General features: G+C 44.2%; 19 protein-coding genes and 1 pseudogene. 10 read left to right on the forward strand and 10 right to left on the reverse strand.

Annotation, left to right across the window (positions count from 1 at the left end; genetic code table 11):
* Positions 1-10: 10 nt before the first annotated feature.
* Genes ACHUFN_RS14920 through nhaB form a run of 3 tightly spaced genes read right to left on the reverse strand, consistent with a single transcriptional unit; the run spans position 11 to position 2667 of the window.
* Positions 11-565, reverse strand: a complete 555-nt coding sequence (locus tag ACHUFN_RS14920; protein ID WP_394223227.1) for a GNAT family N-acetyltransferase — start codon at positions 563-565, stop codon at positions 11-13.
* Positions 562-1089: a disulfide bond formation protein DsbB gene (gene dsbB / locus ACHUFN_RS14925; RefSeq protein WP_394223228.1), complete on the reverse strand. Its 528-nt coding sequence runs from the start codon at positions 1087-1089 to the stop codon at positions 562-564. Before dsbB ends, ACHUFN_RS14920 begins: the two co-directional genes overlap by 4 nt.
* 3 nt (positions 1090-1092) lie before the next feature.
* Positions 1093-2667, reverse strand: coding sequence for a sodium/proton antiporter NhaB (nhaB, locus tag ACHUFN_RS14930; protein WP_394223229.1), 1575 nt, complete (start codon positions 2665-2667; stop codon positions 1093-1095).
* A gap of 431 nt (positions 2668-3098) precedes the next feature.
* Between nhaB and fadR the strand changes: the two genes are divergently transcribed.
* From fadR to ACHUFN_RS14950, 4 genes are all read left to right on the forward strand, one after another.
* Positions 3099-3809 carry a fatty acid metabolism transcriptional regulator FadR gene (gene fadR, locus ACHUFN_RS14935; RefSeq protein WP_394223230.1) on the forward strand — a complete coding sequence of 237 codons (711 nt, stop codon included), beginning with the start codon at positions 3099-3101 and terminating at the stop codon, positions 3807-3809.
* A 328-nt stretch (positions 3810-4137) separates the two neighbouring features.
* Positions 4138-6315: a S9 family peptidase gene (locus ACHUFN_RS14940; protein WP_394223231.1), complete on the forward strand. Its 2178-nt coding sequence runs from the start codon at positions 4138-4140 to the stop codon at positions 6313-6315.
* A 172-nt stretch (positions 6316-6487) separates the two neighbouring features.
* Positions 6488-6847, forward strand: coding sequence for a phasin-related domain-containing protein (locus ACHUFN_RS14945; protein WP_394223232.1), 360 nt, complete (start codon positions 6488-6490; stop codon positions 6845-6847).
* A 185-nt stretch (positions 6848-7032) separates the two neighbouring features.
* Positions 7033-7809 carry a hypothetical protein gene (locus ACHUFN_RS14950; RefSeq protein ID WP_394223233.1) on the forward strand — a complete coding sequence of 259 codons (777 nt, stop codon included), beginning with the start codon at positions 7033-7035 and terminating at the stop codon, positions 7807-7809.
* A gap of 67 nt (positions 7810-7876) precedes the next feature.
* On the opposite strand, the gene ACHUFN_RS14955 is transcribed toward ACHUFN_RS14950, so the two are convergent.
* Positions 7877-9310 (reverse strand): hypothetical protein, encoded by a 1434-nt coding sequence (locus tag ACHUFN_RS14955; RefSeq protein ID WP_394223234.1) that lies wholly within the window; start codon positions 9308-9310, stop codon positions 7877-7879.
* A 76-nt stretch (positions 9311-9386) separates the two neighbouring features.
* Entirely contained in the window at positions 9387-10847 is a 1461-nt protein-coding gene (locus ACHUFN_RS14960; RefSeq protein WP_394223235.1) for a DUF3336 domain-containing protein, read from the reverse strand.
* Between the two features lie 358 nt (positions 10848-11205).
* On the opposite strand from ACHUFN_RS14960, the gene ACHUFN_RS14965 reads away from it, so the two are divergent.
* From ACHUFN_RS14965 to ACHUFN_RS14975, 3 genes are read left to right on the forward strand one after another with little or no spacing between them, the layout of a single operon-like run.
* A complete protein-coding gene (locus ACHUFN_RS14965) occupies positions 11206-12414 on the forward strand; it encodes a DUF445 domain-containing protein (protein ID WP_394223236.1) in 1209 nt (402 codons plus the stop codon).
* A 58-nt stretch (positions 12415-12472) separates the two neighbouring features.
* Positions 12473-13138: a TetR/AcrR family transcriptional regulator gene (locus ACHUFN_RS14970; protein ID WP_394223237.1), complete on the forward strand. Its 666-nt coding sequence runs from the start codon at positions 12473-12475 to the stop codon at positions 13136-13138.
* Positions 13139-13148: 10 nt separating this feature from the next.
* Positions 13149-14588, forward strand: coding sequence for a wax ester/triacylglycerol synthase domain-containing protein (locus tag ACHUFN_RS14975; RefSeq protein ID WP_394223238.1), 1440 nt, complete (start codon positions 13149-13151; stop codon positions 14586-14588).
* A 40-nt stretch (positions 14589-14628) separates the two neighbouring features.
* Here the strand turns inward: ACHUFN_RS14975 and ACHUFN_RS14980 are convergent, their stop codons facing one another.
* Positions 14629-15354, reverse strand: coding sequence for a DUF1439 domain-containing protein (locus ACHUFN_RS14980; RefSeq protein WP_394223239.1), 726 nt, complete (start codon positions 15352-15354; stop codon positions 14629-14631).
* Positions 15355-15568: 214 nt separating this feature from the next.
* On the opposite strand from ACHUFN_RS14980, the gene ACHUFN_RS14985 reads away from it, so the two are divergent.
* The gene (locus tag ACHUFN_RS14985) at positions 15569-17221 is read left to right on the forward strand and encodes a GMC family oxidoreductase (RefSeq protein WP_394223240.1); all 1653 of its coding nucleotides are present in this window, start codon (positions 15569-15571) and stop codon (positions 17219-17221) included.
* Positions 17222-17322: 101 nt separating this feature from the next.
* On the opposite strand, the gene ACHUFN_RS14990 is transcribed toward ACHUFN_RS14985, so the two are convergent.
* Positions 17323-17928, reverse strand: coding sequence for a TetR/AcrR family transcriptional regulator (locus ACHUFN_RS14990; RefSeq protein ID WP_394223242.1), 606 nt, complete (start codon positions 17926-17928; stop codon positions 17323-17325).
* 138 nt (positions 17929-18066) lie between these two features.
* On the opposite strand from ACHUFN_RS14990, the gene ACHUFN_RS14995 reads away from it, so the two are divergent.
* Both ACHUFN_RS14995 and ACHUFN_RS15000 read left to right on the forward strand, forming a co-directional pair.
* Positions 18067-18918: a crotonase/enoyl-CoA hydratase family protein gene (locus ACHUFN_RS14995; RefSeq protein ID WP_394223243.1), complete on the forward strand. Its 852-nt coding sequence runs from the start codon at positions 18067-18069 to the stop codon at positions 18916-18918.
* 181 nt (positions 18919-19099) lie between these two features.
* Positions 19100-21142: an oxidoreductase gene (locus ACHUFN_RS15000; RefSeq protein ID WP_394223244.1), complete on the forward strand. Its 2043-nt coding sequence runs from the start codon at positions 19100-19102 to the stop codon at positions 21140-21142.
* 94 nt (positions 21143-21236) lie between these two features.
* On the opposite strand, the pseudogene ACHUFN_RS15005 reads toward ACHUFN_RS15000, so the two are convergent.
* From ACHUFN_RS15005 to ACHUFN_RS15015, 3 genes and pseudogenes are all read right to left on the reverse strand, one after another.
* Positions 21237-22432, reverse strand: a pseudogene (locus ACHUFN_RS15005) (retropepsin-like aspartic protease family protein).
* The gene (locus ACHUFN_RS15010; protein ID WP_394223245.1) at positions 22429-22878 is read right to left on the reverse strand and encodes an acyl-CoA thioesterase; all 450 of its coding nucleotides are present in this window, start codon (positions 22876-22878) and stop codon (positions 22429-22431) included. The pseudogene ACHUFN_RS15005 and the gene ACHUFN_RS15010 overlap by 4 nt, the downstream one beginning before the upstream one ends.
* 47 nt (positions 22879-22925) lie before the next feature.
* Complete coding sequence (locus tag ACHUFN_RS15015; protein ID WP_394223246.1) at positions 22926-23636, reverse strand: FFLEELY motif protein; 711 nt, start codon at positions 23634-23636, stop codon at positions 22926-22928.
* Positions 23637-23651: the final 15 nt, after the last annotated feature.

A 23651-nucleotide genomic window follows, 5' to 3' on the forward strand; every position in this document is an offset into this window, starting at 1 on the left:
TAATTGTGCGTTAAACTTCACTTACAATGGCGTAGAGCAAAGCGTCGCGCCCAAATACGCGTTTGCGGCATAGGCCTTCTTTAAGCCCACCTATTCTTTCTGCTACTCGTATGCTCGCCTTATTATTAGGCTCAACAAAACACTCTAGTCTATGCAAATTCATCTGTGAAAAAGCGAGCTTTTTTAATGCTTCACATATTGCGGTTGCTAAACCTTTGCCGCATGCATCTGGCCTTAGCCAATAGCCAAGATTCGCCGTTAAATGCGTGTGGTGGATGTAATTGATAATTCCCATGCCAAGGCATTTATCGTTGTGAATGAGCAAGTAGGTTAAGCCATAGCCCGTTTCCCGCGCCTTTTCCATGCTGGTTATACATTGCTTTGCTAAAGCAGGAGTAACAGGGCACACCGATGAACCAAACCAAGGTTTTACATGATGAATAGATTGCTGACCCGCTTCACACAGCGCATTACAGTGTTTATCTGCAATGCGCTGAATAGAAATAGGGCCTTGCTCGGTATGAATAGGAGGAAGGCGAGAGGGTAAAATGGATAAGTCGATCAAAAGGGTTTCTTATCTAACAATCGACAGGCAAATACAATTGCGAATACAGCGAAGTAAGCAGCAAAAATAATTTGCATCCACTCAGCCATTCCCATTGACATAAACTGCCAAGAGTCTTCCAAACAGTCGCCCTCAGCGGCGAAAATAGCAGGTAGCCACTCATGAAGCTGTAGCCACGAGGGGAAGTTAGGCACTATTTCACAGCTTGCAAAAAACGGGTTTGCAGCGTTTAGAATGCCCACATGTTCTTTGGCTATGAGGAACCCCCAACCCGCAGATACAGCCCAGCCTGCAAAGCCAATCATTCGAGTGAAGCCGTTGTTTTTAATCATAACAATCAGGGCAGATAAAACAATGCCATACATGGCGGTTCGCTGATATATGCACATTATGCATGGCTTTAAACCCATGCCGTACTGAAAGTATAAAGCAGCAATTTCAAGGGCCAAAGACGTAGCAAAAAGCACAAGCCACGAAGACTTGTGCTCTGCCCACTGGCTAATGCCGTGAATAATGTTGCGCATATACTAGTGGCCTAAAGCTTGTGTACCCACTTCAACAGCGGTGTGGTGCTCAATTAGGTGCATGTCGTACAAAATCTGAGTTGCATCGGCAAGGCCTAAATAAGTTGCTAGCAGACCAACAATGGTAAGCACTACCGTGTAAGGCAGAGCCATCATGACCATGCGCCCGTAAGACAAGCGTAGTAGCGGAGCAATAGCTGAGGTAAGTAAGAACAAGAACGCTGCTTGACCATTTGGCGTTGCAACACTAGGTAAGTTCGTACCTGTATTAATTGCTACCGCAAGCATGTCGTATTGCTCACGGGTAATTTGACCAGCCTGAAGCGCCGCAGTCACTTCTGTGATGTATACCGAGCCAACGAATACGTTGTCACTCACCATGGAAAGCACGCCGTTCGCTAGATAGAACATAACCATTTGTGTTTCGCCTTCAAAAGACAATACCCAATGGATAACGGGTTGGAATAGGCCTTGGTCAATGATGACGGCTACTACACCAAAGAATACGCAAAGTAGTGCGGTAAATGGCAGTGCTTCTTCAAATGCTTTCCCAAGCGCGTGCTCTTCAATTACACCACTCATTGACGTTGCAAGTACAATAACAGACAAGCCAATTAGGCCAACTGACGCCATATGTGTAGCAAGGCCTACAATCAACCAAATTCCAATAAGGGCTTGAACCACAAGTTTAGCGGTTTCACGCTTGCTGCGGCCCTTGTCCATATGTTCGTTGTAATCGACTAGAATTTGTCTTACCGCAGAGGGTAATTTCGCGCCGTACGAGAACATTCCGGTTTTTTCTAAAATCACAGTGGTTAGTAAACCAAATATGAAAACCGGTATTGATACGGGAGCCATACGAATAAAGAATTCGACAAAATCCCATCCAGCTTTATCGGCAATGATAAGGTTCTGTGGTTCACCTACCATGGTCATAACGCCACCTAATGCAGTACCTACAGCTGAATGCATCATAAGGTTTCTTAAGAAGGCTCTGAAATCTTCTAAATCGTGGCTACCTAGTTCATCGTCGCTTGTGTGGTCATGGTCAGAGTGAAATTCTTTACCTGATGCTACTTTGTGATAAATAGAGTAGAAACCCAAACCCACGCTAATGATAACTGCTACCACTGTTAAAGCATCGAGGAATGCAGACAAGAACGCGGAAGCGAAGATAAACGAAAGTGAAAGAATTAACTTGTTTCGCACCTTTATCACGAGCTTCGTGAATAAGTACATGAGCAGGTCTTTCATAAAATAGATACCCGCAACCATGAACACAAGCAGTAGAAGTACCTCTAGATTAACTTCAATTTCATGCATCATATGACCGGGAGATGTCATCCCAATAAACATCGCTTCTATAAGAAGAAGACCGCCCGGTTGAAGTGGATAACACTTCAGTGCCATGGCTAAGGTAAAGATGAATTGGATAACAAGTGTCCAACCAGCAATGTATGGATCCACCATAAAGATGATGGGATTAACAATGAGAAAGGCAATAATGGTTTTTTTATACCAGTCGGGCGCGTGTCCCAGGAAGTTCTTATAGATCGCCGCGATCATTGAGGTTTGCATGAGTTCCTGTTCCTTTTACAACAAAGCACGCATTCTTGCGCATCTTTATACTGTGTAGTTCCGGTAATTGCATACTTAAACAGCTGGTGTTATGCGATTAAATTCGCCTAACCGTTGTTATACTGATGTCATTATAGTCGGAAATTAAGCGTACATGATATTAACGTCTTGAGAAAGCAATTCACAGACCCCACCATATGAAAGTCACTGAATATTTATCACTTTTTTTGTGATAGTTATCATTAAATTAGGAAAAGCCCTCCATATCGAGCATAAAATGCACAACTAGGTCTAAAAGAGTGTTTGAAATAATACTTAATTTTTAACAAGTTGTTAAAAGCTTGGGTGGACGAGGCATATTTCATTGTGATAATAAAACAGCATCTGGTACAATCAGTTGCAGAATAACAATAACGTGCAGGCGATAAGTTATGATTTATAAGGCACAGAGTCCAGCTGGATTCGCCGAAGAATATATTGTTGAATCTATTTGGAGTGGACGATTTCCACCTGGCACCATTTTGCCTGCAGAAAGAGAGCTTTCTGAGTTAATTGGTGTTACGCGAACCACATTACGTGAAGTGCTTCAGCGCTTAGCCCGTGATGGCTGGTTAACCATTCAACACGGCAAGCCGACCAAAGTAAATAATTTCTGGGAAACGTGCGGGTTGAATATCTTAGAAACTCTTGCTCGCCTCGACCAAGAGGGTATTCCAGAACTTGTCGATAACTTGCTAGCAGCGCGCACAAACCTAAGTGCGGTTTTCATTCGAGGCGCGATTCGAAACAATCCTCAAGAATCTGCTGCAATTATTGCTCGATATAAAGATGTGGAACAGGAAGGCATGGCGTTTGCGCAGTTCGACTACCAAATGTCGCACGATTTAGCATTAGCCTCTAACAACAATGTTTTTGTTTTAATGATGAACGGTTTCCGCGGCCTTTACTCTCGTATTGGTGGGTATTTCTTCTCGCATCAACAAGCTAGAGATGTTGCAAATAAGTATTATGCCGACTTACTCGACGTAGCAGAAAAAGGGGAATACGACCGCGTTCCTGTTGTTGTCAGAAAATACGGTATAGAGAGTGGAAAGGTGTGGCAGGCTATTCGCGATGAAATGCCTAAAGATTTAGTAGACTAGCTTTTTCATTGGTTACCTAACAGCGACATCAAACGAATCAAATAAAACGCCGCGCTCATATAAATGAGTGCGGCGTTTTTTATGTCCGCTCGCTGGGCGTAGTTACCTTTACGCAAAGACTCAATCATCACATAACTTGTAACACTTTTTAGGCTATAGCGTTCACGTTACTTAGCGGCAAGCGCTAGACCCCAACTTTCAATTAGATATACTCAATATTCTAGTAAGCACCGCGTTATTCATCTCAGACGTTTGTGAGAATCCTTTTTGGCGAACGAACTGATGCTTTTTTAACGCATTAATAAAAGTGCAAAAATTGGGAAAAATAATGAAATATTTATGGATAGCACTTGCAGCAGGTGGCCTTGTGTCTGGCTGTAGCGTCGAAAACAAAACCGAAACTCCTCAAGAAGTAGCCAAAAGTGCTGCATCATCTATTATGCTAAATACTCAAACAAACGCTCCAGAGGCGAAAAAAGTGCCGTATAAAATGACGGCCCATGGTGTTACCCGTAACGACAACTATTACTGGATGCGCGACGACTCTCGTACCGACAAAGAGATTTTGGCCCACTTGGAGCAAGAAAACAGCTACGTGGAAACTGTGCTTGCCCCTCTTAAGAGCACCCGAGAATCACTTTTTGAAGAACTGGTGTCTCGAATTGAGAAAGATGATTCTACAGTACCTGTGCTAGACAATGGCTACTGGTATTACACAAGTTACTCAGGCGAAAATGAATATCCAATTTATTTAAGAAAGCCTGCGCTTGACGCAGAACCACAAGTGTTACTTGATGCAAACCTCATGTCTGAAGGACACGATTATTTCAGTATCGGTAGCTATGCGGTAAGTAGCGACAACACGTTGCTTGCGTATTCAGAAGATACCTTAAGTCGACGCATTTATACTATTTACGTTAAAAATCTTGAGAATGAAGAGAAACTTGGCGATGTATTAGAAGGCACGTCGGGAAGAGTGGTGTGGGCGAATGACAATACGCATTTATTTTATGTAAAGAAAGACCCGCAAACATTGTTAGGCTATCAAGTTTATCGCCACAAGCTTGGCACTTCGCAAAGCGATGACGTGCTTGTTTACGAAGAAAGCGACCCTACTTTTTATACTTACATTAGTAAAAGTAAAGATGACAGCGTAATTTACATTCACCACAACAACACAGAAAAAACGGGCGTTACGTTAATTGATGCTAACAACCCTACATCGCCAACCAATGTTTTTCTGCCGATTGAAGACGGCCAAGAATATAGTGTGGCGAAAGCACAAGATGGTTATTTTGTCTTAACCAACATTGATGCTAAAAACTTTAGAGTGATGAAAGCGCCGCTAGATGCCACTAACGATGTATCTAAATGGCAAGAAGTCGTTCCGCATCGTCCTGACGTTTTTCTTCAAAGCATAGAGGTGATGAAAAATCATCTAGTGGTAAAAGAAAAAGAAAACGGCATGCTGCGTATGGTGGTTCACAACCTAACCTCGAATGAAGAGAAAGTTATACCAACTCAAGATCCTATTTACGGTGCCTATTTTACCGCCAATCCAGAAATGGATACAAATAAGCTTAGAATTTACTACAGCTCGTTGACTACGCCAGGCTCTATCGTAGATATCAATTTAGATACCCTTGAAAGTGAAGTGATGAAACAAACTCGCGTGTCTGACACGTTCGATTCTTCAGCTTACGAATCTGAGCGCGTTATGATTGAAGCGCGAGACGGTACCATGGTGCCGGTATCCTTGGTATACCGCAAAGATAAGTTCAAGAAAGACGGAACAAACCCGCTTTACCAATACGCCTATGGTTCATACGGAGCAACAATAGAACCCACGTTTAGAAGTAGTTGGCTTTCATTAATAGATAGAGGGTTCGTCGTTGCAATTGCACATATCCGCGGTGGTCAAATGTTAGGCCGTGAATGGTACGAAAACGGCAAAATGCACCAGAAAGTAAACACCTTTACCGACTTTATCGATGTATCGAAAGGCCTAGTTGCCAAACAGTACGCTGATGAAGATCGAGTTTTCGCTATGGGCGGCAGTGCAGGGGGCTTACTGATGGGGGCAGTGGTTAACATGGCGCCTGAACTTTATCAGGGCGTAAGTGCTCATGTCCCTTTTGTTGATGTTGTTACTACAATGAGCGATGCGTCTATTCCATTAACCACCGGAGAGTACACTGAGTGGGGCAACCCGGCAAACAAAGCTGAGTTTGAATACATGCTTTCCTATTCGCCTTACGACCAAATAGAAGCAAAAGACTACCCGCATATGTTAGTTACAACAGGCCTTCACGATTCTCAAGTTCAGTATTTTGAGCCGATGAAGTGGGTAGCAAAGCTAAGAGAATACAAGACTAATGACAACCTGCTTTTATTTAAGACAGATATGGAAGCGGGTCATGGTGGGGCTTCAGGCCGCTTCAAGCGTTTCGAGTCTACTGCGCTTGAATACGCGTTTGTGTTTCACTTAGCGGGAGTTCCGCTGTAACTGAAGCTACTTAAACGCGAAAAAAGTGCACGCTATTTAAGCTCGAGTAATAAGCAATTACCCGGGCTTTTTATTTTTTTGTGTTTTTAGTATGCGGTTTCTAATTGTTAGGCGTAAAGTGTAGTCATGGTGTTGAAATACACTTTAAATTAGCAATTCATAGGAGCTGAACATGACGACTAAAGACACTATTAAAGGCAAAATAAACGAAGCTGAAGAAATGGCACGTAAAATTTGGTTAGCAGGCCTAGGCGCTTATGGTAAAAGCGTTGAAGAGGCACAGGGTCGTTACGAAAAGCTAAGCGAAGAAGCGAACAAGATGTTCGACGAGCTAGTGACTAAAGGCGAAACCCTTGAAGATGATGCAAAGAGCAAGTTTAAATCTACGACAAACGATGTTGAAAATCGTGTGGCTGACGTGCGTAAAAAGCTTGGTCTTGATTCAGAGCCAGCAGATCAGCGCATTGAAGAGCTTTCAGCTAAAATCGATGCATTGACAGAAGCCGTGGCTAAGCTAGCTGCTAGCAAATAAAACACTGCTCCCGCCGGGCACCGATTTGGTGCCCAATGCGCATTTTTTGCTTTACCTCGACAGAGATAGGTAAAAACGACAGTGCATTTGAGTGACAGTAGAGCTGTTTCTAGCAAGGACCTACAGGCGATACGTTGTGGTCTGTAATACTGTCATACTTTGTAAATCTCCTTACTGGAGGCGTTATGAGCAACAAAAATATTCCTAATACCGAGCCTGTTTCTACACTTAACAGCGACGCTTCAGTGCTAAATGGTACTAAATCCTCCACACTTAAATCATCACCATTGTTTGGTTGGTTGTATGCTGGCTCTGATTTACTGTCTGCAAAGTTAGATCATGCCGCTGGTGTAGTAAGCCAGAAGATTGATGAAACTCATGAAACCATTAACGCAATGCAGGTCAAAGGCTTAGAAGTTGAGGGCGAGTTAAGACGCACGCTTAATCCTTTTGCTATTGTTGATACGGCGCAGAAATTAGTGACTTCAACACCGCTTTTTTCCCTTCTTTCAGGTGGCCAAAAGCGCCAGCAAAAAGAACATCAGCTTGAAGTGTTGAATGCGAAAGTAGACTTACTAGTTGAACAAGTTGCATTGTTAGCTGCAAAAGAAGCGGCCCAAAAAGCGGCTGAAGCAAGTAAAACAGCGGAAAAAAATGCGGCGAATAAAGCTAAAGCCGGCGATCCCGAGGCAAAAGGCGCAGCAACCAAAGAAGATGTGAAGCCTGCTGTGAAGCGCACTACCGCTACTCGCACTCGCAAAGCCAGCACAGCGAAAACTAACGCTCAGTCTGCCGCTTCAAAAACGAGTAGTGCTACCAAGCAAAGCACCGCGAGCAAGGCTGGACAAAGTGCCAGTACAAAAACTTCGACAAGAAAAACATCGACAGCTAAGGCGTCAGCAGTGAAAGATGACAGTGGCTCAAGCGCGAAGACGTCAACCTCAAACAAAAAAGACGATTAAACGCACGTTAGAATAAAGAATACGCTGGAACAGAAGTAAAAAGGCAAGCCTATGGCTTGCCTTTTCTTTATTTGTTCTTAGTCCATAAGTTCTGGTGCTTTTTAAAGCCAAAGAAGTCGAACGGTTCCCAGAAACTCGGTACCAATTCGTCAAGGGCATCGGGTGTAAAGTTGCTCGAGAGCTGGCTCATGATTTCAGTAAGCCTTTCTCTACCAATACGCATTAATTTCTTTCTGTTCGCTGGAAAATAGAGGTTTCGACTTTTTGGAATAACTTCCTGAACGCCACTGCTAATATACTTTTGATTTCTAGTTACTATTTTGCACAGTGGCTCTGCTGGATTCGTTGGATTAAGCCCTGATACGATTGCGCACTCAAACTGATCTTTTTCCTGACCTTTTTCATTGACTGGAATAAATGTGATGCCAAACCCTTGCGGAAAATACCCCACTAAATCAATAAAGTCTTGTGCCAGCTGTTTGTTTAAACTGCCTTTTTTCGCAAGTTGTTCAATCAACATATACCCTTTGGGTAAGCTAATTCGCGAGTAGTCTGATTTTGTGGAAAGCACAATAGACACGTAGATCTGAGGAATTTTTAAAATTTCTCCTAACCCAGTTTTTGAAATAAACGCATCCTTCACCAACTGTTGTAAAAACGCACTGGCTTCTTTGTGCGCTTGCACAAATCTGTCTCTTTCTTCTTTATTGTTACCAATGTAGTTCGGTATACCGAGACCATCTGACATATACTTCAGCGTAAAATGATAGTTAAGCTTAAGTAGGTCTTTTCGTTGAGACACCTCAAGTAATCGAAACTCATCTAAATCGCCGTTCTCACCACGCAAGATAGTAATTGCTGCAGGGCTCTGTAAGCCAATATCTTGGAGAAGTGCGGCAGTAATCAGGGGACGCCCTAGCTCCATTTTCCATTTCTCTCGCCAATAACGGTTACCGCGAAAACGCGATGCCGCCTCGCGATACTTTGACAAGTATTTGTGGGCGATGGTGTCATGCTGTAGCAATCGATCAACCAAGCGTAAGGTAAGAACGGCTTTATACAACGGTTTAAATCGTGTGTGTACACGGGCGAAATTACCTTCGGGTCCTCGTGTAAGCAGCATTATCGTACCTAACAGTTTTGCACTTAGATGCTGCGTTTCCTGCCAGTTTTCGCCTTCGCAAAGTTCGATTATTTTTGTACTTACTGCATCAAGACGCTCAAGCCTTGCAAGCCGCTCTTCTTCAAGCTTTTCTTTATTATTTTTTATTTGCTTGGCAAGTTGTTCAGCAAGGGTTTCCTTATTCTTTTTCCCTTCAATTTTTTTAAGCTGAACCTTTAAGTCTTCAGTGTGTTTCTCAAGAGAAGGTGTAAGAGAAAAATAGTGACTTGCATCCTCAAAAACCGAACCATAGCCAGATTCTTGAGGATATATCATGTTAATGAGATTTTTTACTTGCTGCGTGTAAATGCTATCGGGGTTTTGGCTTTGTGAGCTCACCGTTATCCTTTCAAATGATGCTGCGAATTGCTTTTAGATTGATTTTAGCAATTCGAGACAAACTAAGCTGCACACGCTATCCGACAACGTGGCCTAGCTCAATTGCCTCACGTTTTTTCAATTGGCCTAAATGATACCGCAATTTTTCACTAATTTTGGTATTTCTTTTTATAACGTCTAATTGGGGCCATGATGCCCGCTCGCCACTATTAATTAACTTTTCAATGCTGTTTTGGGTTGGGTTTGACAACACCTGCGACAAATTTCTGATTTGGCGCTCAGGTAAGATATTAATGTTACCCACGTATTGCTGATCAATGATAGAACGTACCTTGTGAATAGCTAGCTTGGCGCTTTTGTTTCCCGTTAAACGTTCAATGATATCGAAGGCGAATATACTGTTAGATTTAGCCAACTGACCCAAGTGTCGTGCCGACATGTCCCATATCGAATTAGGGTCAGTTCGATTCGATGAAATAAAGGGCACGGCTAAGGGGTTAGTTTGGCTTACGATGCTGTGGTTAACGCCATAAAGCCTAGCCAATCGATCGAAAGGTAAGTCGGCCATTAACGAACCATCAGCAAATCGACGGTTAGGAATATAGGGGACCACTTCGCCAGCAGGCGTTTTCGCTCGTAATTGTACTGGACTAAAAATAACAGGTACTGCACATGAAGCGCGAACAGCCTGTGTAATAATGGCATTAGGAGACGTCTTGGCATTTAGCAAACGAGAATGCTGATGCAAATCGGCCGGTGAAACGGTTACGGTTATATGGCGACCCGTTTTCTTGAAAGCTTCTTCAAAGGTGGTCAGGTCGAACAGCTCAATAAGGGCATTTTCGAGTACAGAGCTATCGAACAGCCCTTTTTTTCCTAGCCCTGCAAAACTACGCCAGTGTTTAAAGGTTTCGTAAATAAATTCAGCGCTTAGGGCCTCAAGCAATTGGTCGTGATTGCGTGTGCCTAGCATGGCAGCAATAATTGACCCTGCGCTTGAGCCAGAGACAACAGTAGGTAGCAGTTTCTTTTCATTCAGCGACTTTACAACCCCTGCATGGAAAAAACCTAAGCCTGCGCCGCCGGATAGCATGAGGCAACTGCGACCGAACGCATGGGCAGTTTCTTCAAAAAACGACAACTTTTCGTAAAAGTCTACGTTTTGCTCGTCCGCGTGGTAAATTTGCTCTAACGCTAGAATAACTTCATCAATAAACTGTTCTATTAAATACTTGGTCCCAATTTTACATTGAAGTTGCAAAACGGGGTTTGCAATATTACCTAAATTACCGTGCAGGCCTTCGTGCAATATCGACATGAGAGCATGCAGGTCGCCTTTTCCCCTAGCAATTTGCATGCGTTGAACACGTTTGCGAATCAATTTGTAGTCGTAGTCGTCGCTAACATCGTTTGCTTTCCACTCTTCAGCTCCTGAGATTACGTCGTGTGCTAAACATGCCGCTTCATATTCATCATAATTACTTGCATGCTGAATATCATGTTCAAGCTTTTTTAACCGCAAATCGAATACTGCCATGACGATTACCCACTTTGATTGCCTGAGAGCTGCTTGTTCTTTACATGCAGAACAAGCCCTGAATTTATTCGCTACACTGTAACGCTCGTACTGCCGACGTTTTGCTTAGATATGATCAAGTCGAAAAAACATCCCATACTAAAAATGAGTGTATGAGTTAAATTTAGAATTCACTACCTAATACTTTCAAACCACTACACTTGGATTCATATAACACAGTAATATTCTCTCACGTCTAAATTTTCATTTGATTGTTTTCAATCAATAATTAGCAGTAATGTCATTTTTACATTGACCATTTCATAAGCACTCAGTAGCCTGAGTAAGAAAATAATAATTAGGACCCCTTGCTTGTAGTATGGAATGGAACTTTGAAACGCTAAGTCTGCTATCAATTCCTTTGATCAGCGCTATTGTTGGATGGCTAACCAACTATCTGGCGGTGAAAATGATGTTTTACCCTATTGAATTTGTTGGTATTAAACCTTTCCTTGGATGGCAGGGGCTTATTCCTGCGAAGCGCCGCCAAATGGCTGAAATTGAGGTGGAGCTGGTTTTGGGCAAGTTGCTTAGTGTAGAGGAATTAGCTCAACGTCTGGATGCTGACGAGTTAACTAAAGCAATAGAGCGGCGTTTAGGCCAAGTTGTTCGCAAAGTAGTTAACGATGTTATGGCAGAGTCTGCACCGCAGCTGTGGGCAGCACTTCCCGTTCAGGGGAAGAACTTGGTTTATCAGCGCATAGAAAACGACATTCCCAACGTTGTTCACAAAATGGTGGATGACTTCCAACATAACGTCTCTGAAATCTTAGATATCAAAGAACTAGTGGTAGAGCAGCTGGTCAATTCGCCAGAGCTCATAAACGAAATATTTCTGACGGCTGGTAGCAAAGAATTCCCATTTATTGTTCGTTCAGGCTTTTATTTCGGGTTCTTATTTGGCCTACCCACTATGCTGTTTTGGTACTTCTACCAAGTGTGGTGGATACTGCCACTGGGCGGATTACTTGTTGGGTATGCAACCAACTGGATTGCAATCAAAATCATTTTTGAGCCTAAACGCCCTAGAAAACTGGGCCCCATTACGGTTCAGGGAATGTTTTTAAAGCGGCAAAAGGAAGTGTCCGAGGTATATTCGAATATCATCGAAGAGAAGTTGATCACGCCCAAAAACATTACCCACGTTATCTTGCACGGCTCAGGCTCAGCACAGCTATTAGAATTAATAGAACTCCATGTTAACGACGCCATAGAGCGTTATGTGGCTATTGCCCAGCCGTACTTTGCATTGGGCGTGGGGTCAGAAAATTACCATAAGATGAAAGCCCTTGCAGTTCGTCAAATTTTCGATAATTCAGACAAATACCTGCTGTATGCATTTGATTATGCCAATAATGCGCTGCAGATTGGGCATGACTTAAGCGAGAGAATGCAGGCGCTGAGTGTTGAAGAGTTTGAAGGCGTGTTGCGCCCAGCTTATCAGCAGGATGAGTGGAAGCTCATCGTTACGGGCGCTATTTTAGGTATGGTAGCAGGTATAACCCAGCTCTATTTGGTGTTTATGTAGAAGTGTTAAAAAAGCAAAGCTAGCATTGCACACCATAGACAAAGGATTGGACTACATTATGAAAACCGCGCAAAAAATATTACTAACAGCGCTCACATTGTTCAACGAACACGGAGAAAACACGGTAACCAGTGTTGATATTGCGGTTGAGCTAGATATTAGCCCTGGTAATCTATACTACCACTTCAAAGGCAAAGATAGCCTTGTTAGCGCGTTAATGAAAATGCACGAGCAGCAAATGCAAAAGTTGCTGAATAGAGAAAAGCTCGATACGCTTCATCCAGAAGAAATCATGTATTACTTGTACTTGCTAATCGATAGTATTCACATTTTTCGATTTTTCTACCGCAGCCCCGCAGATTTGGCAGAAAAGTATCCGAATATAGTGCGTCCAAGGCAGAATATTCTCTCTAGCCTTAATAAACAATTAGCCTTCCTTTTCGACTCATTGTCGCAACGAGAGATTCTTGTTGCTGAAAAAGCGGATAGGGCGCTTTTGGTCGATTTAATATCGTTAATAATTACGCAATCTTGTCAGTTCGATGAATTAAACAGTCATATGGATAGCGCTATGCAGCGCTATCATGCGCTGTCGCTTATGATGGTAAGTGTGCTTCCTAGATTGGCGCTGTCCGATGAACAGAAACAACAATTAGAACAAATGCTGCACTCTCACGATTTTGTGAGAGAAGTCTCATCCCAATCACCCCTCGACTTCGCTTAAAGGAATAAAAATGGCAAAAACGCTCAGTTTCTTAGATAAGTCATTTTGGATAACAGAATCAGATGAAAACCCGAAACACGTTGCCTGTTTACAGCTGCTTGCTATACCCAAAGGGGCTAAAAGCACTAACTATGTGCCCGACTTGTTTAAGGAAATAAGAAGTTTTGCACGTGCGACATCGCCTTTTAATTGTGCGGTTAAAACAGTGTTGGGTTACCCGGTGGGGTTTGTACCTGTTAAAAAGCTTAATATGGACTATCACGTACAAATTCACCGCGTTGCTGATGTCACCAACCGAGAGGCATTGGACGCTTTTGTGGCGCGGCTTCATGCGTCGCGTCTAGATCCCGACAAGCCTTTGTGGCAATACCACTTTATATTCGATGACATGAGCGATACGTTTGCGATATACGCGCGGGTGCATCATATGTACGGAGACGGCGCGACCTTAGTGCGGTGGTTTCAAGCGGGCTATGTGCCGCATTCACACGAAACGAAATTTACGCCTGTTTGGGCGGTGAAGCGCCTGAGAAATAAGCGGTCAGAACCTGTCAGCTTCTATAAACGCTTGGTAGGCGTGGGTTACGCGCTAAAGACGGCATTTGATTTGCTGGTCATCTTTGTTCGTATTTTTATGAAGATTTTGCGCGTTAACCCGCATTATATGCCCATACCTTTCACTGGCACAAAAACCGTACTGACCGGGCAAGTGAAAGCGGGCAGGGCGGTTGCTACCATGGATTTAGACTTCACACGTGTAAAAGCGTTAGCGCGACGTACACGTTCTACCGCCAATGAAGTTTTGCTTTGTGCGTTTGATATAGGTGTACACAAGCTACTTCAAAATCACGGCCAAGTTTTTAAGAAGGCATTGTTTACAAACATGCCAATAAACTTGCGCAAGCCAGGCGAGAAAACGACCGGCAATAAAATTGCCATAGTGCCTGTGCAACTGGCTCACGGCGAAACTGACCCTTATCTTCGCTTGCGTCAAATTGTGGTGAACCACCGTATTGTAAAGCACGCAGCACAGCATGCTCGACCCGCAGCGTTTAGTGGCTACACCATTGTTATTCAATCTCTCGCTTTAGTCTTCGAATGGTTGAGACTATCTAGTGTAGTAAAGCCAATTGCCAACATACTTATTTCTAACGTACCTGGACCAAAAGATACCCGTTATTTAAAAGATGCTGAATTACTAGCCTGTTATCCCATCTCTACAATGACACCGGGCGGGGGCGTAAATATTACGCTAATGACTTATGCCGGTACGGCTAATGTGGGGTTAGTGTGCTGTAACAAAAATATTGAGTCGCTGCAGCCGTTAGCAAGATACGTTAAAGAGGCGTTTGATATGCTAGAGGCCAGTGTCGATGACCCAAGGTTAAATATCGAAGATATTGGTGAGCAGGTGGATACCGTTCCTGTGTCTATTGTTTCAGACCATTAAAAGTCCCCGTTGGCTTTTAATGCTATTAAAGGCCAACGTATTACTCGCGAAGATAAAAGCGCAGAACGTCTTCTTCTACGCGCACGTTCTGGCCAATTTGTGAGAAAAGCGCCTCGCGCCACTGGTCTTGGCGCATGGTGTGGCTTAAATCCTCTTGAGTGATTTGTTTTTTTATCGCGTTATGAATTTGCGGTGTGTGATAGTCCAAAACAGCTTGCTTTGAACCCGAAAGATATAGTTTCAAGTAGTCTGCGGCGATATCAGATGTACCCGCGCTAAATAGTGATAGCGCAGATTTAAGCGGGCCGCCAAATAAAGAGTTTACGCTTTTAGGGAAAAATCGAGTGAGTAAAAACTGGGTATCTTTAATTAACGCATAATCATCGTTAACTAGCGTCACGCTTTCTGTCGATAACTTCGTTAAATAAAGCGTGCTCGTATTTTTATCGTAGTAAGGCGATGCGGTTAAGTTAAAGACAACATGGGCACGATAAATGGTGGTGGCTGCTACTTCAATGTTAAGCGAAGCAAGGCACTGTAGTCCAATACAGTTGTTTTCACTGTCTAGGGTAATGTTACCTTCCAGAACGGTTACTGTTCCCGTTCCCACGGGAATCTCAAAGGTAAATGTGTAAGGAAAGCTATCTTTTATCAGGCTCTGCAATTCTTGCCGTGTAAAATCGTCATGCGTTAGCTTGCCCCACTTCACAAGCCATTGTGCTAGGTAGATTTTGCATTTGTCTTTAAATGATAGGTTATTGCGCACAATTTATTCTTAGCCTAAACGGTTTTAGGCGGTGGCTCGCTGTTATCTATTTAAGGTAAAAGTTATACTAACATGTGACTTAAGTTATCAGGATTATTAGATTTTTTAAATCTTACAATTTAAGTCTTTTCTCATTGAAGATTTGTTTGGTAATCTGGTCATACCACAACGTTTTATTAACATTTAGATTGTTTTTCCTTAAGGAGTTGGCGAAATGAGCGAAGTACTCAGCAAATATGATTACATCATTGTAGGTGGTGGTTCGGCCGGTGCTGTGCTTGCTACACGCCTATCCGAAAACCCAGCGTTAGATATTTTGCTTTTAGAAGCTGGCTCTAAGGATACAAACCCGCTTATCCACATTCCATTTGGGTTGTCATTGCTCAGTCGATTTGAAGGCATAGGTTGGGGGTATCACACCGCCCCCCAAAAGGAAATGTACGACAGGGAGCTGTTTTGGCCTCGTGGCAAAACCCTTGGCGGAAGCAGTTCGGTAAACGCGATGTGCTACATTCGCGGGCAAAAAGAAGACTATGATCGATGGGCAAATGAAGAAGGCGCTGAAGGTTGGTCGTTTGACGACGTGCTGCCCTACTTTAAACGGGCAGAGAATTTCGAAGAAGGGGCCGATGAATACCACGGCACTGGCGGCCCGCTAAATGTTAGTAAGTTAAGGCATACTAGCGTGCTCTCTGAAGCATTTGTTAACTCCGCATCCTTCGCTGGCTATCAACAGCTTGACGACTTTAATCGAGACGAAAGAGAAGGGCTTGGTTACTACCATGTTACTCAGGCTAACGGGCAGCGCTGCTCAACCGCAAAAGGGTATTTAACGCAGGCCAAACATCGGAATAATTTAACCGTACTTACAAAAGTCGCTGCGGAAAAAGTGTTGCTGAAAGAGGGGCGCGCCATAGGCGTTCAGGTGCGAGAAAAAGGCACGGTAAATCGGTATTTCGCAAAAAGCGAAGTCATTCTGTGTGGTGGTGCAATAAACTCTCCTCAACTGCTTATGCTTTCGGGAATTGGCCCTAGGGCTGAACTAGAAGAGAAGGGTATTTTTGTTCAGCAGGACTTACCGGGTGTAGGTCAAAATTTGCAAGACCACCTTGATGCAATAGTGCAGTTTACGTGTAAAGCAAGAGAAGGTTATGCGGTGGCATTTGGCGCTCTGCCTTCGTATATCAAAGCAACGGCAGATTATGCGTTTAAGCGTAAAGGCATTTTTTCATCCAATATTGCCGAAGCAGGCGGTTTTGTTAGTTCTAGTCTAGCGAAGCACGGCCCAGATATTCAGTTCCACTTTCTTCCCGCAATTCTTAACGACCATGGAAGACAGCTTGCTTTTGGTTACGGTTATGGCCTACACGTTTGCTGTTTGTATCCGAAAAGCCGAGGCACAATAACGCTTCAAAGTAACCATCCTGCTGATCAGGCGTTGATTGACCCTAATTATCTGTCAGCAGAAGAAGACCAACAAGTTATGATTGAAGGGGTGCGTATTGCCCGCAAATTACTCTCAGCCCCTGACTTTAATAAGTTTGAAGGCAGTGAGTTATACCCTGGAGAAGACGCACAAACTGACGAGGAAATACTCGAGTTTCTGCGCGAACGCGCTGAAACCATCTATCACCCCATTGGTACATGCAAAATGGGCAGTGATGATGACGAAATGGCGGTGGTTGATAATCAACTACGCGTAAGAGGTATCGCAGGGCTTCGAGTGGTAGATGCCTCAGTAATGCCAAGCTTAATCGGTGGCAACACCAACGCACCTACCGTTATGATTGCAGAGCGTGCTGCGGAATTTATTAAAGCCTCTCACGAAGGGCAGCCTGTTTCAGTAGCGAATGCTGCATCAGCGTAGCTTAAGTTAGAGAAGCTTAGTTAGACATACCTAGATAGTTAGCGAGACGTAGTCTCGCTTTTTTATGCACGTCTTTGCTCTCACGTTTGAGTAATTTTTCTTTAAGCCTGCTTTTGCATGAATAAGTCTGCCGCACAGTCGCACATTTCTTCAATGTGGCTGCTGTCGGCGTAAATACCATCTATAAGTAATCTGGCAATGCCGTGTAGCGTGCCCCACGTAACTTGCGCTAGTCGAAGGGCGTCTTGATTGTTGGGCAGCAGTCCTTTTGTTTGCCAATAGCGCGTCATAGTGACTTGAAACTGGAAGCAGGGGAATGCAACGTCTTTTAGGTCGTTAGTAGCCGCTTGGTTTTGCCAAATGGTGCGACCGAACATCAATTCGTACATTTCTGGGTTGTCGGCGGCGTAACCAATGTATTCGTGCACGAACTCACGAAAACGCGCCTGCGGTGTTTTTTCTTCTTGCTCAAAGATACGCCTTGCTGTGGTATGCCAATCGCTAAACCCCTTCGCTGCTATTGCGCTTAACAGTGCACTCTTATCCTTAAAGTGATGGTACGGCGCGGTACGTGATACACCAGCGTCTTCCGCCAGCTTTCGAAGGGATAAACTATCAACGCCATGCTCAGATAAGCGTGCGGTCGCCGCTTCTATAAGCGCACTGCGCAAGTCGCCGTGATGATAGCTTTGTACTGCATTAGCCATATACCGAAGGTTTCCGTTTTCACAATTGAGATGAATAGATTACGTTTTATCTTGACAGTGTCAACATAGCCTTTTATCTTGACGCTGTCTAGTTTGCAAATTTGTTAACAGGAACAGCCCAAGGAGACAGCGCAAACCATGAAGTACTCTACATTAGAAGTAAAACAAGAGGGGCACATAGCTCACGTAGTACTTAATCGCCCTGATGCAATGAACAGCATGATCCCAGAATTTTGGACGGAGCTGCCAGCGGCCATCCGTGAAATAGATGATGAAGCCAAAGCACGGGTTATCGTTATCTCGTCAACGGGTAAGCATTTCTCAGCCGGTATGGATTTATCGGTGTTTTTGAACATGAAAGAAGATTTCAAAGGCGACCCATCGCGCAGAGCTGAACGCATGCGCCGCATGGTAATGCTGCTGCAAGACAGCTTTACGGCAATTGAGCAGGCGCGTATGCCTGTTATTGGTGCCGTACAAGGTGGTGCGATAGGCGGTGCGGTTGACCTACTTAGTGCGTGCGACATGCGTTACTGCACACAAGATGCCTTTTTCACGATTAAAGAAACCCAACTGGGTATGACAGCCGACGTGGGTACACTACAGCGACTGCCAAAGCTTATACCTATTGGCATTGTGAAAGAGCTTGCGTATACGGGTCGTAATTTTGGTGCACAAGAAGCGCAGCAGCTTGGTTTCGTGAACCAGGTATTCGATGACCAAGCTTCAATGCTGGACGCCGTTATGAAAATAGCCCAGCAGATTTCGATGAATTCGCCGCTAGCGGTTTCAGGCACCAAGACTATGATTAATTACGCGGTAGAACATACGGTGGGGGAAAGCTTGAATTTCATGGCGACATGGCAAGCGGGCATGTTCCAAATGGAAGACGTGTTTAAAGCTATGGAAGCGCAGAAAACAAAATCGCTGCCAGACTATCCACCTTTGCACCCAGCTATTAAGAAAATGAATTCATATGCTTACGTTTAAGCGTGTGCACGTTTAAAAGCAATTGCTGTATTGGGGCAAAGCAAATTGAGAGCGCGCACGCAGGTGAAACGTAAGAATTAAAATTTAAAAGAAAACAGTGTTTCGTAAAGTATTACTCAAAAACACATGAACAGGCATTTTAACGGCTTTACCCAGCCACTACGTATTCCAGGAATGTATCATGAATCAGACCGTTACCGATCATCCCGTATATCCTCATCTATTTAGGCCTCTAGATTTAGGCTTTACCACCCTTAAAAACCGCGTGCTGATGGGCTCAATGCATACGGGTTTGGAAGAATTACCAGACGGCCATAAACGCATGGCGGCTTTTTATGGCGAGCGCGCCAGAGGCGGTGTAGGCCTTATCGTAACAGGCGGTATTGGGCCGAACGAGGAAGGTGCTACCCATCCGTCTACCTTTCGTTTAGACACAGACGAAGCGGTTAATAATCACAAAGAAGTGACAGACGCGGTGCATATTGCAGGTGGTAAAATTTGTATGCAAATACTGCATACAGGTCGCTATGCTTACAGCCCTAAACTGGTAGCACCATCAGCGGTTCAAGCACCAATTAACCCCTTTAAGCCTAAAGCGCTAGAAGCCCAAGAAATTGAAAAGCAGGTTCAAGATTTCATTACCGCGTCTACCCAAGCGCAACGCGCAGGGTACGATGGCGTTGAAATAATGGGATCTGAAGGGTATTTCTTAAATCAATTTATTGCCAAGCGTACCAACCACCGCGACGACGAATGGGGCGGTGAGTATGAAAACCGAATTCGCTTGCCAATTGAAGTAGTGCGCCGAGTGCGCGAAGCCGTAGGCAAAAATTTCATCATCATTTATCGTTTGTCTATGCTCGACCTTGTAGAAGGTGGCTCGACGTATGATGAAGTAGTGCAACTTGGTAAAGAAATTGAAAAAGCCGGTGCCACTATCATCAATACAGGGATTGGTTGGCACGAAGCACGTATTCCTACTATTGCTACCAAGGTTCCGCGCGCCGCATTTACTTGGGTAACCGCGAAATTCCGCGAGGCGCTTTCAATTCCGGTTATTACGTCAAACCGCATTAATACGCCTGAAGTGGCCGAGGAAGTGCTTTCTCGTGGTGATGCAGACATGGTGTCGATGGCGCGTCCATTTTTGGCTGACCCAGATTTTGTGCGCAAAGCGCAGCAAAACAAAGCTGATGAAATTAACACCTGCATTGGCTGTAACCAAGCGTGTCTTGACCATGTATTTAACGGGAAGATGACCAGCTGCCTAGTTAACCCTCGTGCCTGTCACGAACTGGAAATTAACGTAAAACCTGCTGAAACCAAAAAGCGCGTTGCAGTTGTGGGGGCTGGCCCAGCCGGATTAGCGGCGGCAGTAACGTCTGCCCAGCGCGGTCACGATGTGGTGATTTACGATGCGTCTAGCGAAATTGGTGGTCAATTTAATATTGCAAAACAAATTCCTGGAAAAGAGGAGTTTTACGAAACACTGCGCTATTTCAAACGCCAAATTGAGCTTCACAAAAATATTACGCTTAAACTGAACACCTACGTTGATGCTGCTGCACTGAACGACGAAGGTTTCGATGAGGTTATGATTGCAACAGGCATTAAGCCGCGTACACCAGCCATTGAAGGTATTGAGCATGAAAAAGTACTGACTTACATTGAAGTACTGAAAGAGAAAAAGCCAGTGGGTAACAAAGTCGCTATCATCGGGGCGGGTGGCATTGGCTTTGATACGGCTGAGTATTTATCTCATGGTAAGGAAACGCCAAGCCAAGATATTCCAGCGTTTATGAAAGAGTGGGGCATCGATATGACCTTCTCGGCGCGCGCGGGAATTGAAGGGGTTAAACCACAGCCAGAGCCATCGCCTCGTGAGATTTTCTTGCTGCAGCGTAAAACCACTAAAGTGGGTGCTGGCTTAGGCAAGACCACGGGTTGGGCGCACAGAGTAGGCCTATTAGCAAAAGGCGTAACAATGATCCCTGGGGTTAGCTACGACAAAATTGATGACGAAGGCCTACATATTACCGTAGAGGGCAACAGCCAAGTACTGCCTGTAGATAACATCATCATTTGTGCAGGCCAAGAGCCTATGCGCGATATTGTTGAAGGTTTGAAAATGCCGTATCACCTAATTGGAGGTGCTGATGAAGCACTTGAACTTGATGCAAAACGTGCTATCGACCAAGGAACACGGGTGTGCGCTGCGGTTTAAGCGCCGGTTAAGCGAACGCTAAACAACCACTTAGAAATAAACAAAAGCGCTTCACTGTGATTAAGTGAAGCGCTTTTTTGTTCTTGTTCCACATTTAATTGCGCTCACTCAAAAGTAACTCACTAGACTGAGGCAGTATCGAAAAGTCGAATTCACCCAATATATTCATACCAAGCAAGCCGTCGGCATCGGGAAGCGCTTCTTCAGGAAGAACAATGGCTGAAACGTTGCTAAATTCGTAACCAGCAAAGTAAAAACGAGGGATTTGTACCAGCGGAGCTTCAATTGTCCCCGACGCGGTTCTTACATTGAAGTTCCCAATAAATGTTAGACTCCGCATGCGCCCTAGACGGGTGAAAAGTTCAGAGGATATTGCGGTTGTACTCGCGCCCGTATCTAAAATCATGATTGCATTTTGGTTAAGTGCTTTAGCTGTAATTCGATATTGATCGCCAATGCGCTCAAGCGCAACACGGGTCTGATTACGCTCATTATTAGCGTTCTCTTGCTGCAATTGACTTTCGTTTGACGTGTTGTCTTCGTTGGTAATAGCGCGCATTTCGTAAGCCTTATCGCGAATAGCGTTAGCATCTGTATCGCTTGCAGGAAGCGCGGCTAGTACATCTTCCATGAGCGTTAGTTTTTGCTGATAGGCATAAGCTTCGGCGAGGTTAAGCGCGTAGTGCCTTGCATCAGGGCGTCCTGAATCAGGTATGCGCTGAAACAGTGGCTCATTCAATCTTGCAACTAATTCCCACTGCTCATCTCCTCGCAACTGTGTTTGCGCCTTCGTATACAAAGTGGCTATTTTTGTGTCGATGAGCGAGCGCGTTTCTCGTGAAAGGGGAAGTTCAGCTAATTTGTAAGTTCAATTAACTCACCTTCCAGTAACAATAAAGATTCATTAAATGGGTCGTTTTTTAAATAGTTGGTTAACGTAGTGGCAAGTAACGAATATTGGCCACTTTCAAGCAGTGCTTCCAGCGCATCTATATCATTTTGGCTAGCTTGAAACTTGGCAGTTTCCAAGGACGGTTCACTTAGCGCGGTGGCATTATTTCGCGGGTTTGACGGTAGGCTCACTGCTTTTCCCTCTGAGGATGAGCTTGGCGAGCTTGCTGAATGTCGATGGGAGAATGATTGAGTGACGCCTTGTGAAAGCTGCTCGCTAGTAGATATTTGCTCGTTTGCTGGGTTGTTGTACTGCTTTAAGCTCAACCACAAATAAACATTTATGCCCAATGAGACACATAAACAAAGTGAAAGCACCACAGCTAAACCAATTTTCATTGCGATAAACAGGCCTTGCCATACACGTCTACAAAGCGTAGTGGCATTCGTTTGGGTGCACCTGTATCAAGGCTTACACACACAAACGTTGTTATTGCATCGAAAACAGTTTTATTTCGTTTTGGGCAAATGAACTGAAACTGACGCTTTAAGGTAAGCTTGCTATCACAAAATACAATCCAAGTAGCGCACTCCAAGGTGTCTCCTAAATGTGTAGGAAGGTGATAATTTAGCTCATGTCGTTTAATCACCATGCCTCGATTTAGCGCTTGATAATCGGCAAATTGTAAGCCTAGTGCGTTTGAATGTGCCCAAGCAAGGCTTTCTAATTGAGACAAGTACGCCACATTGTTTACATGTTGATAGTGGTCAATATGGGTCTCGTCAATACGCCATTGCTGCACATAGGGCGAATCTAACATCCAATTAAGCGGCTGGTTACTCAAATCGTTTCCTTATTCCTTCACAAACCAAGGGTTCTTGGCAGTACTTGTTACACAACGGGGAGCGGGTTTTCTTCAGGAAGCGTTAAATCTTCGCTTAATAATACCTGCATTAGCGCTTTTTCTCTCACTAACACAGGCTGAATAAAGCTTTGAACATCGCCAATAGCTTTGAACGCATCAAATCCACGCTCTAAAAATTCGTGCAGTGCAAGTAGGCCAGCAAGTTTTGCCGGGCGCCGAGACAATGAAATTAACATACTAATACCGCGAATTTTTATCACGTCGGCAAGCTGATCGCCCAGATGAGAAATGATGTCAATTTGATGCTCACGATCATCTTTTCGGCCAACATGACGATAGGCCTCGGCGTAGCTATCCCTATTAATGGGTTCATCAGGGTAATGGGTGTTCAGGTACTGCGCCATTGCCATATCTAAATCAAAAGACAGTGCGTTGAGTGATAATGCATCGTCCATGGCATTCATAGCTTTTTCGGGCAGTACTTTTGCAAGTTTTGGGATAACTCTTACCAAGTCGGCGTCACGCTGGCTAAAATCTTTGGGGCCGTATAGTTCATCTACAAAAAACGCCATGGCTTTTTTATAACGCTTTTGCTGAGCTAAGTCGTCATGCGTTATAAGTAACCGTTCGCACTGCCAATGTTGTAATTGGTGGATAATGGGCATCACGCCCAGTTGATTGGCTAAATCACGAAGGGCATTCACCCGATGAATATGTTTTATTATCTGTTGCACCAAATGACAAACTCCTCG

This window comes from Alteromonas gracilis (assembly GCF_043642145.1).
GTDB classification, from domain to species: Bacteria; Pseudomonadota; Gammaproteobacteria; order Enterobacterales; family Alteromonadaceae; genus Alteromonas; species Alteromonas gracilis_B.

Bases quoted from the DNA above. Each gene is read 5' to 3' on its own strand.
- ACHUFN_RS14995 (WP_394223243.1), top strand. From the start codon at position 18,067: ATGAAGTACTCTACATTAGAAGTAAAACAAGAGGGGCACATAGCTCAC.
- ACHUFN_RS14940 (WP_394223231.1), top strand. From the start codon at position 4,138: ATGAAATATTTATGGATAGCACTTGCAGCAGGTGGCCTTGTGTCTGGC.
- ACHUFN_RS14990 (WP_394223242.1), bottom strand. From the start codon at position 17,928: ATGGCTAATGCAGTACAAAGCTATCATCACGGCGACTTGCGCAGTGCG.
- ACHUFN_RS14985 (WP_394223240.1), top strand. From the start codon at position 15,569: ATGAGCGAAGTACTCAGCAAATATGATTACATCATTGTAGGTGGTGGT.
- ACHUFN_RS14970 (WP_394223237.1), top strand. From the start codon at position 12,473: ATGAAAACCGCGCAAAAAATATTACTAACAGCGCTCACATTGTTCAAC.
- dsbB (WP_394223228.1), bottom strand. From the start codon at position 1,089: ATGCGCAACATTATTCACGGCATTAGCCAGTGGGCAGAGCACAAGTCT.
- ACHUFN_RS14965 (WP_394223236.1), top strand. From the start codon at position 11,206: ATGGAATGGAACTTTGAAACGCTAAGTCTGCTATCAATTCCTTTGATC.
- nhaB (WP_394223229.1), bottom strand. From the start codon at position 2,667: ATGCAAACCTCAATGATCGCGGCGATCTATAAGAACTTCCTGGGACAC.
- ACHUFN_RS15000 (WP_394223244.1), top strand. From the start codon at position 19,100: ATGAATCAGACCGTTACCGATCATCCCGTATATCCTCATCTATTTAGG.
- fadR (WP_394223230.1), top strand. From the start codon at position 3,099: ATGATTTATAAGGCACAGAGTCCAGCTGGATTCGCCGAAGAATATATT.
- ACHUFN_RS14960 (WP_394223235.1), bottom strand. From the start codon at position 10,847: ATGGCAGTATTCGATTTGCGGTTAAAAAAGCTTGAACATGATATTCAG.
- ACHUFN_RS14975 (WP_394223238.1), top strand. From the start codon at position 13,149: ATGGCAAAAACGCTCAGTTTCTTAGATAAGTCATTTTGGATAACAGAA.
- ACHUFN_RS14950 (WP_394223233.1), top strand. From the start codon at position 7,033: ATGAGCAACAAAAATATTCCTAATACCGAGCCTGTTTCTACACTTAAC.
- ACHUFN_RS14945 (WP_394223232.1), top strand. From the start codon at position 6,488: ATGACGACTAAAGACACTATTAAAGGCAAAATAAACGAAGCTGAAGAA.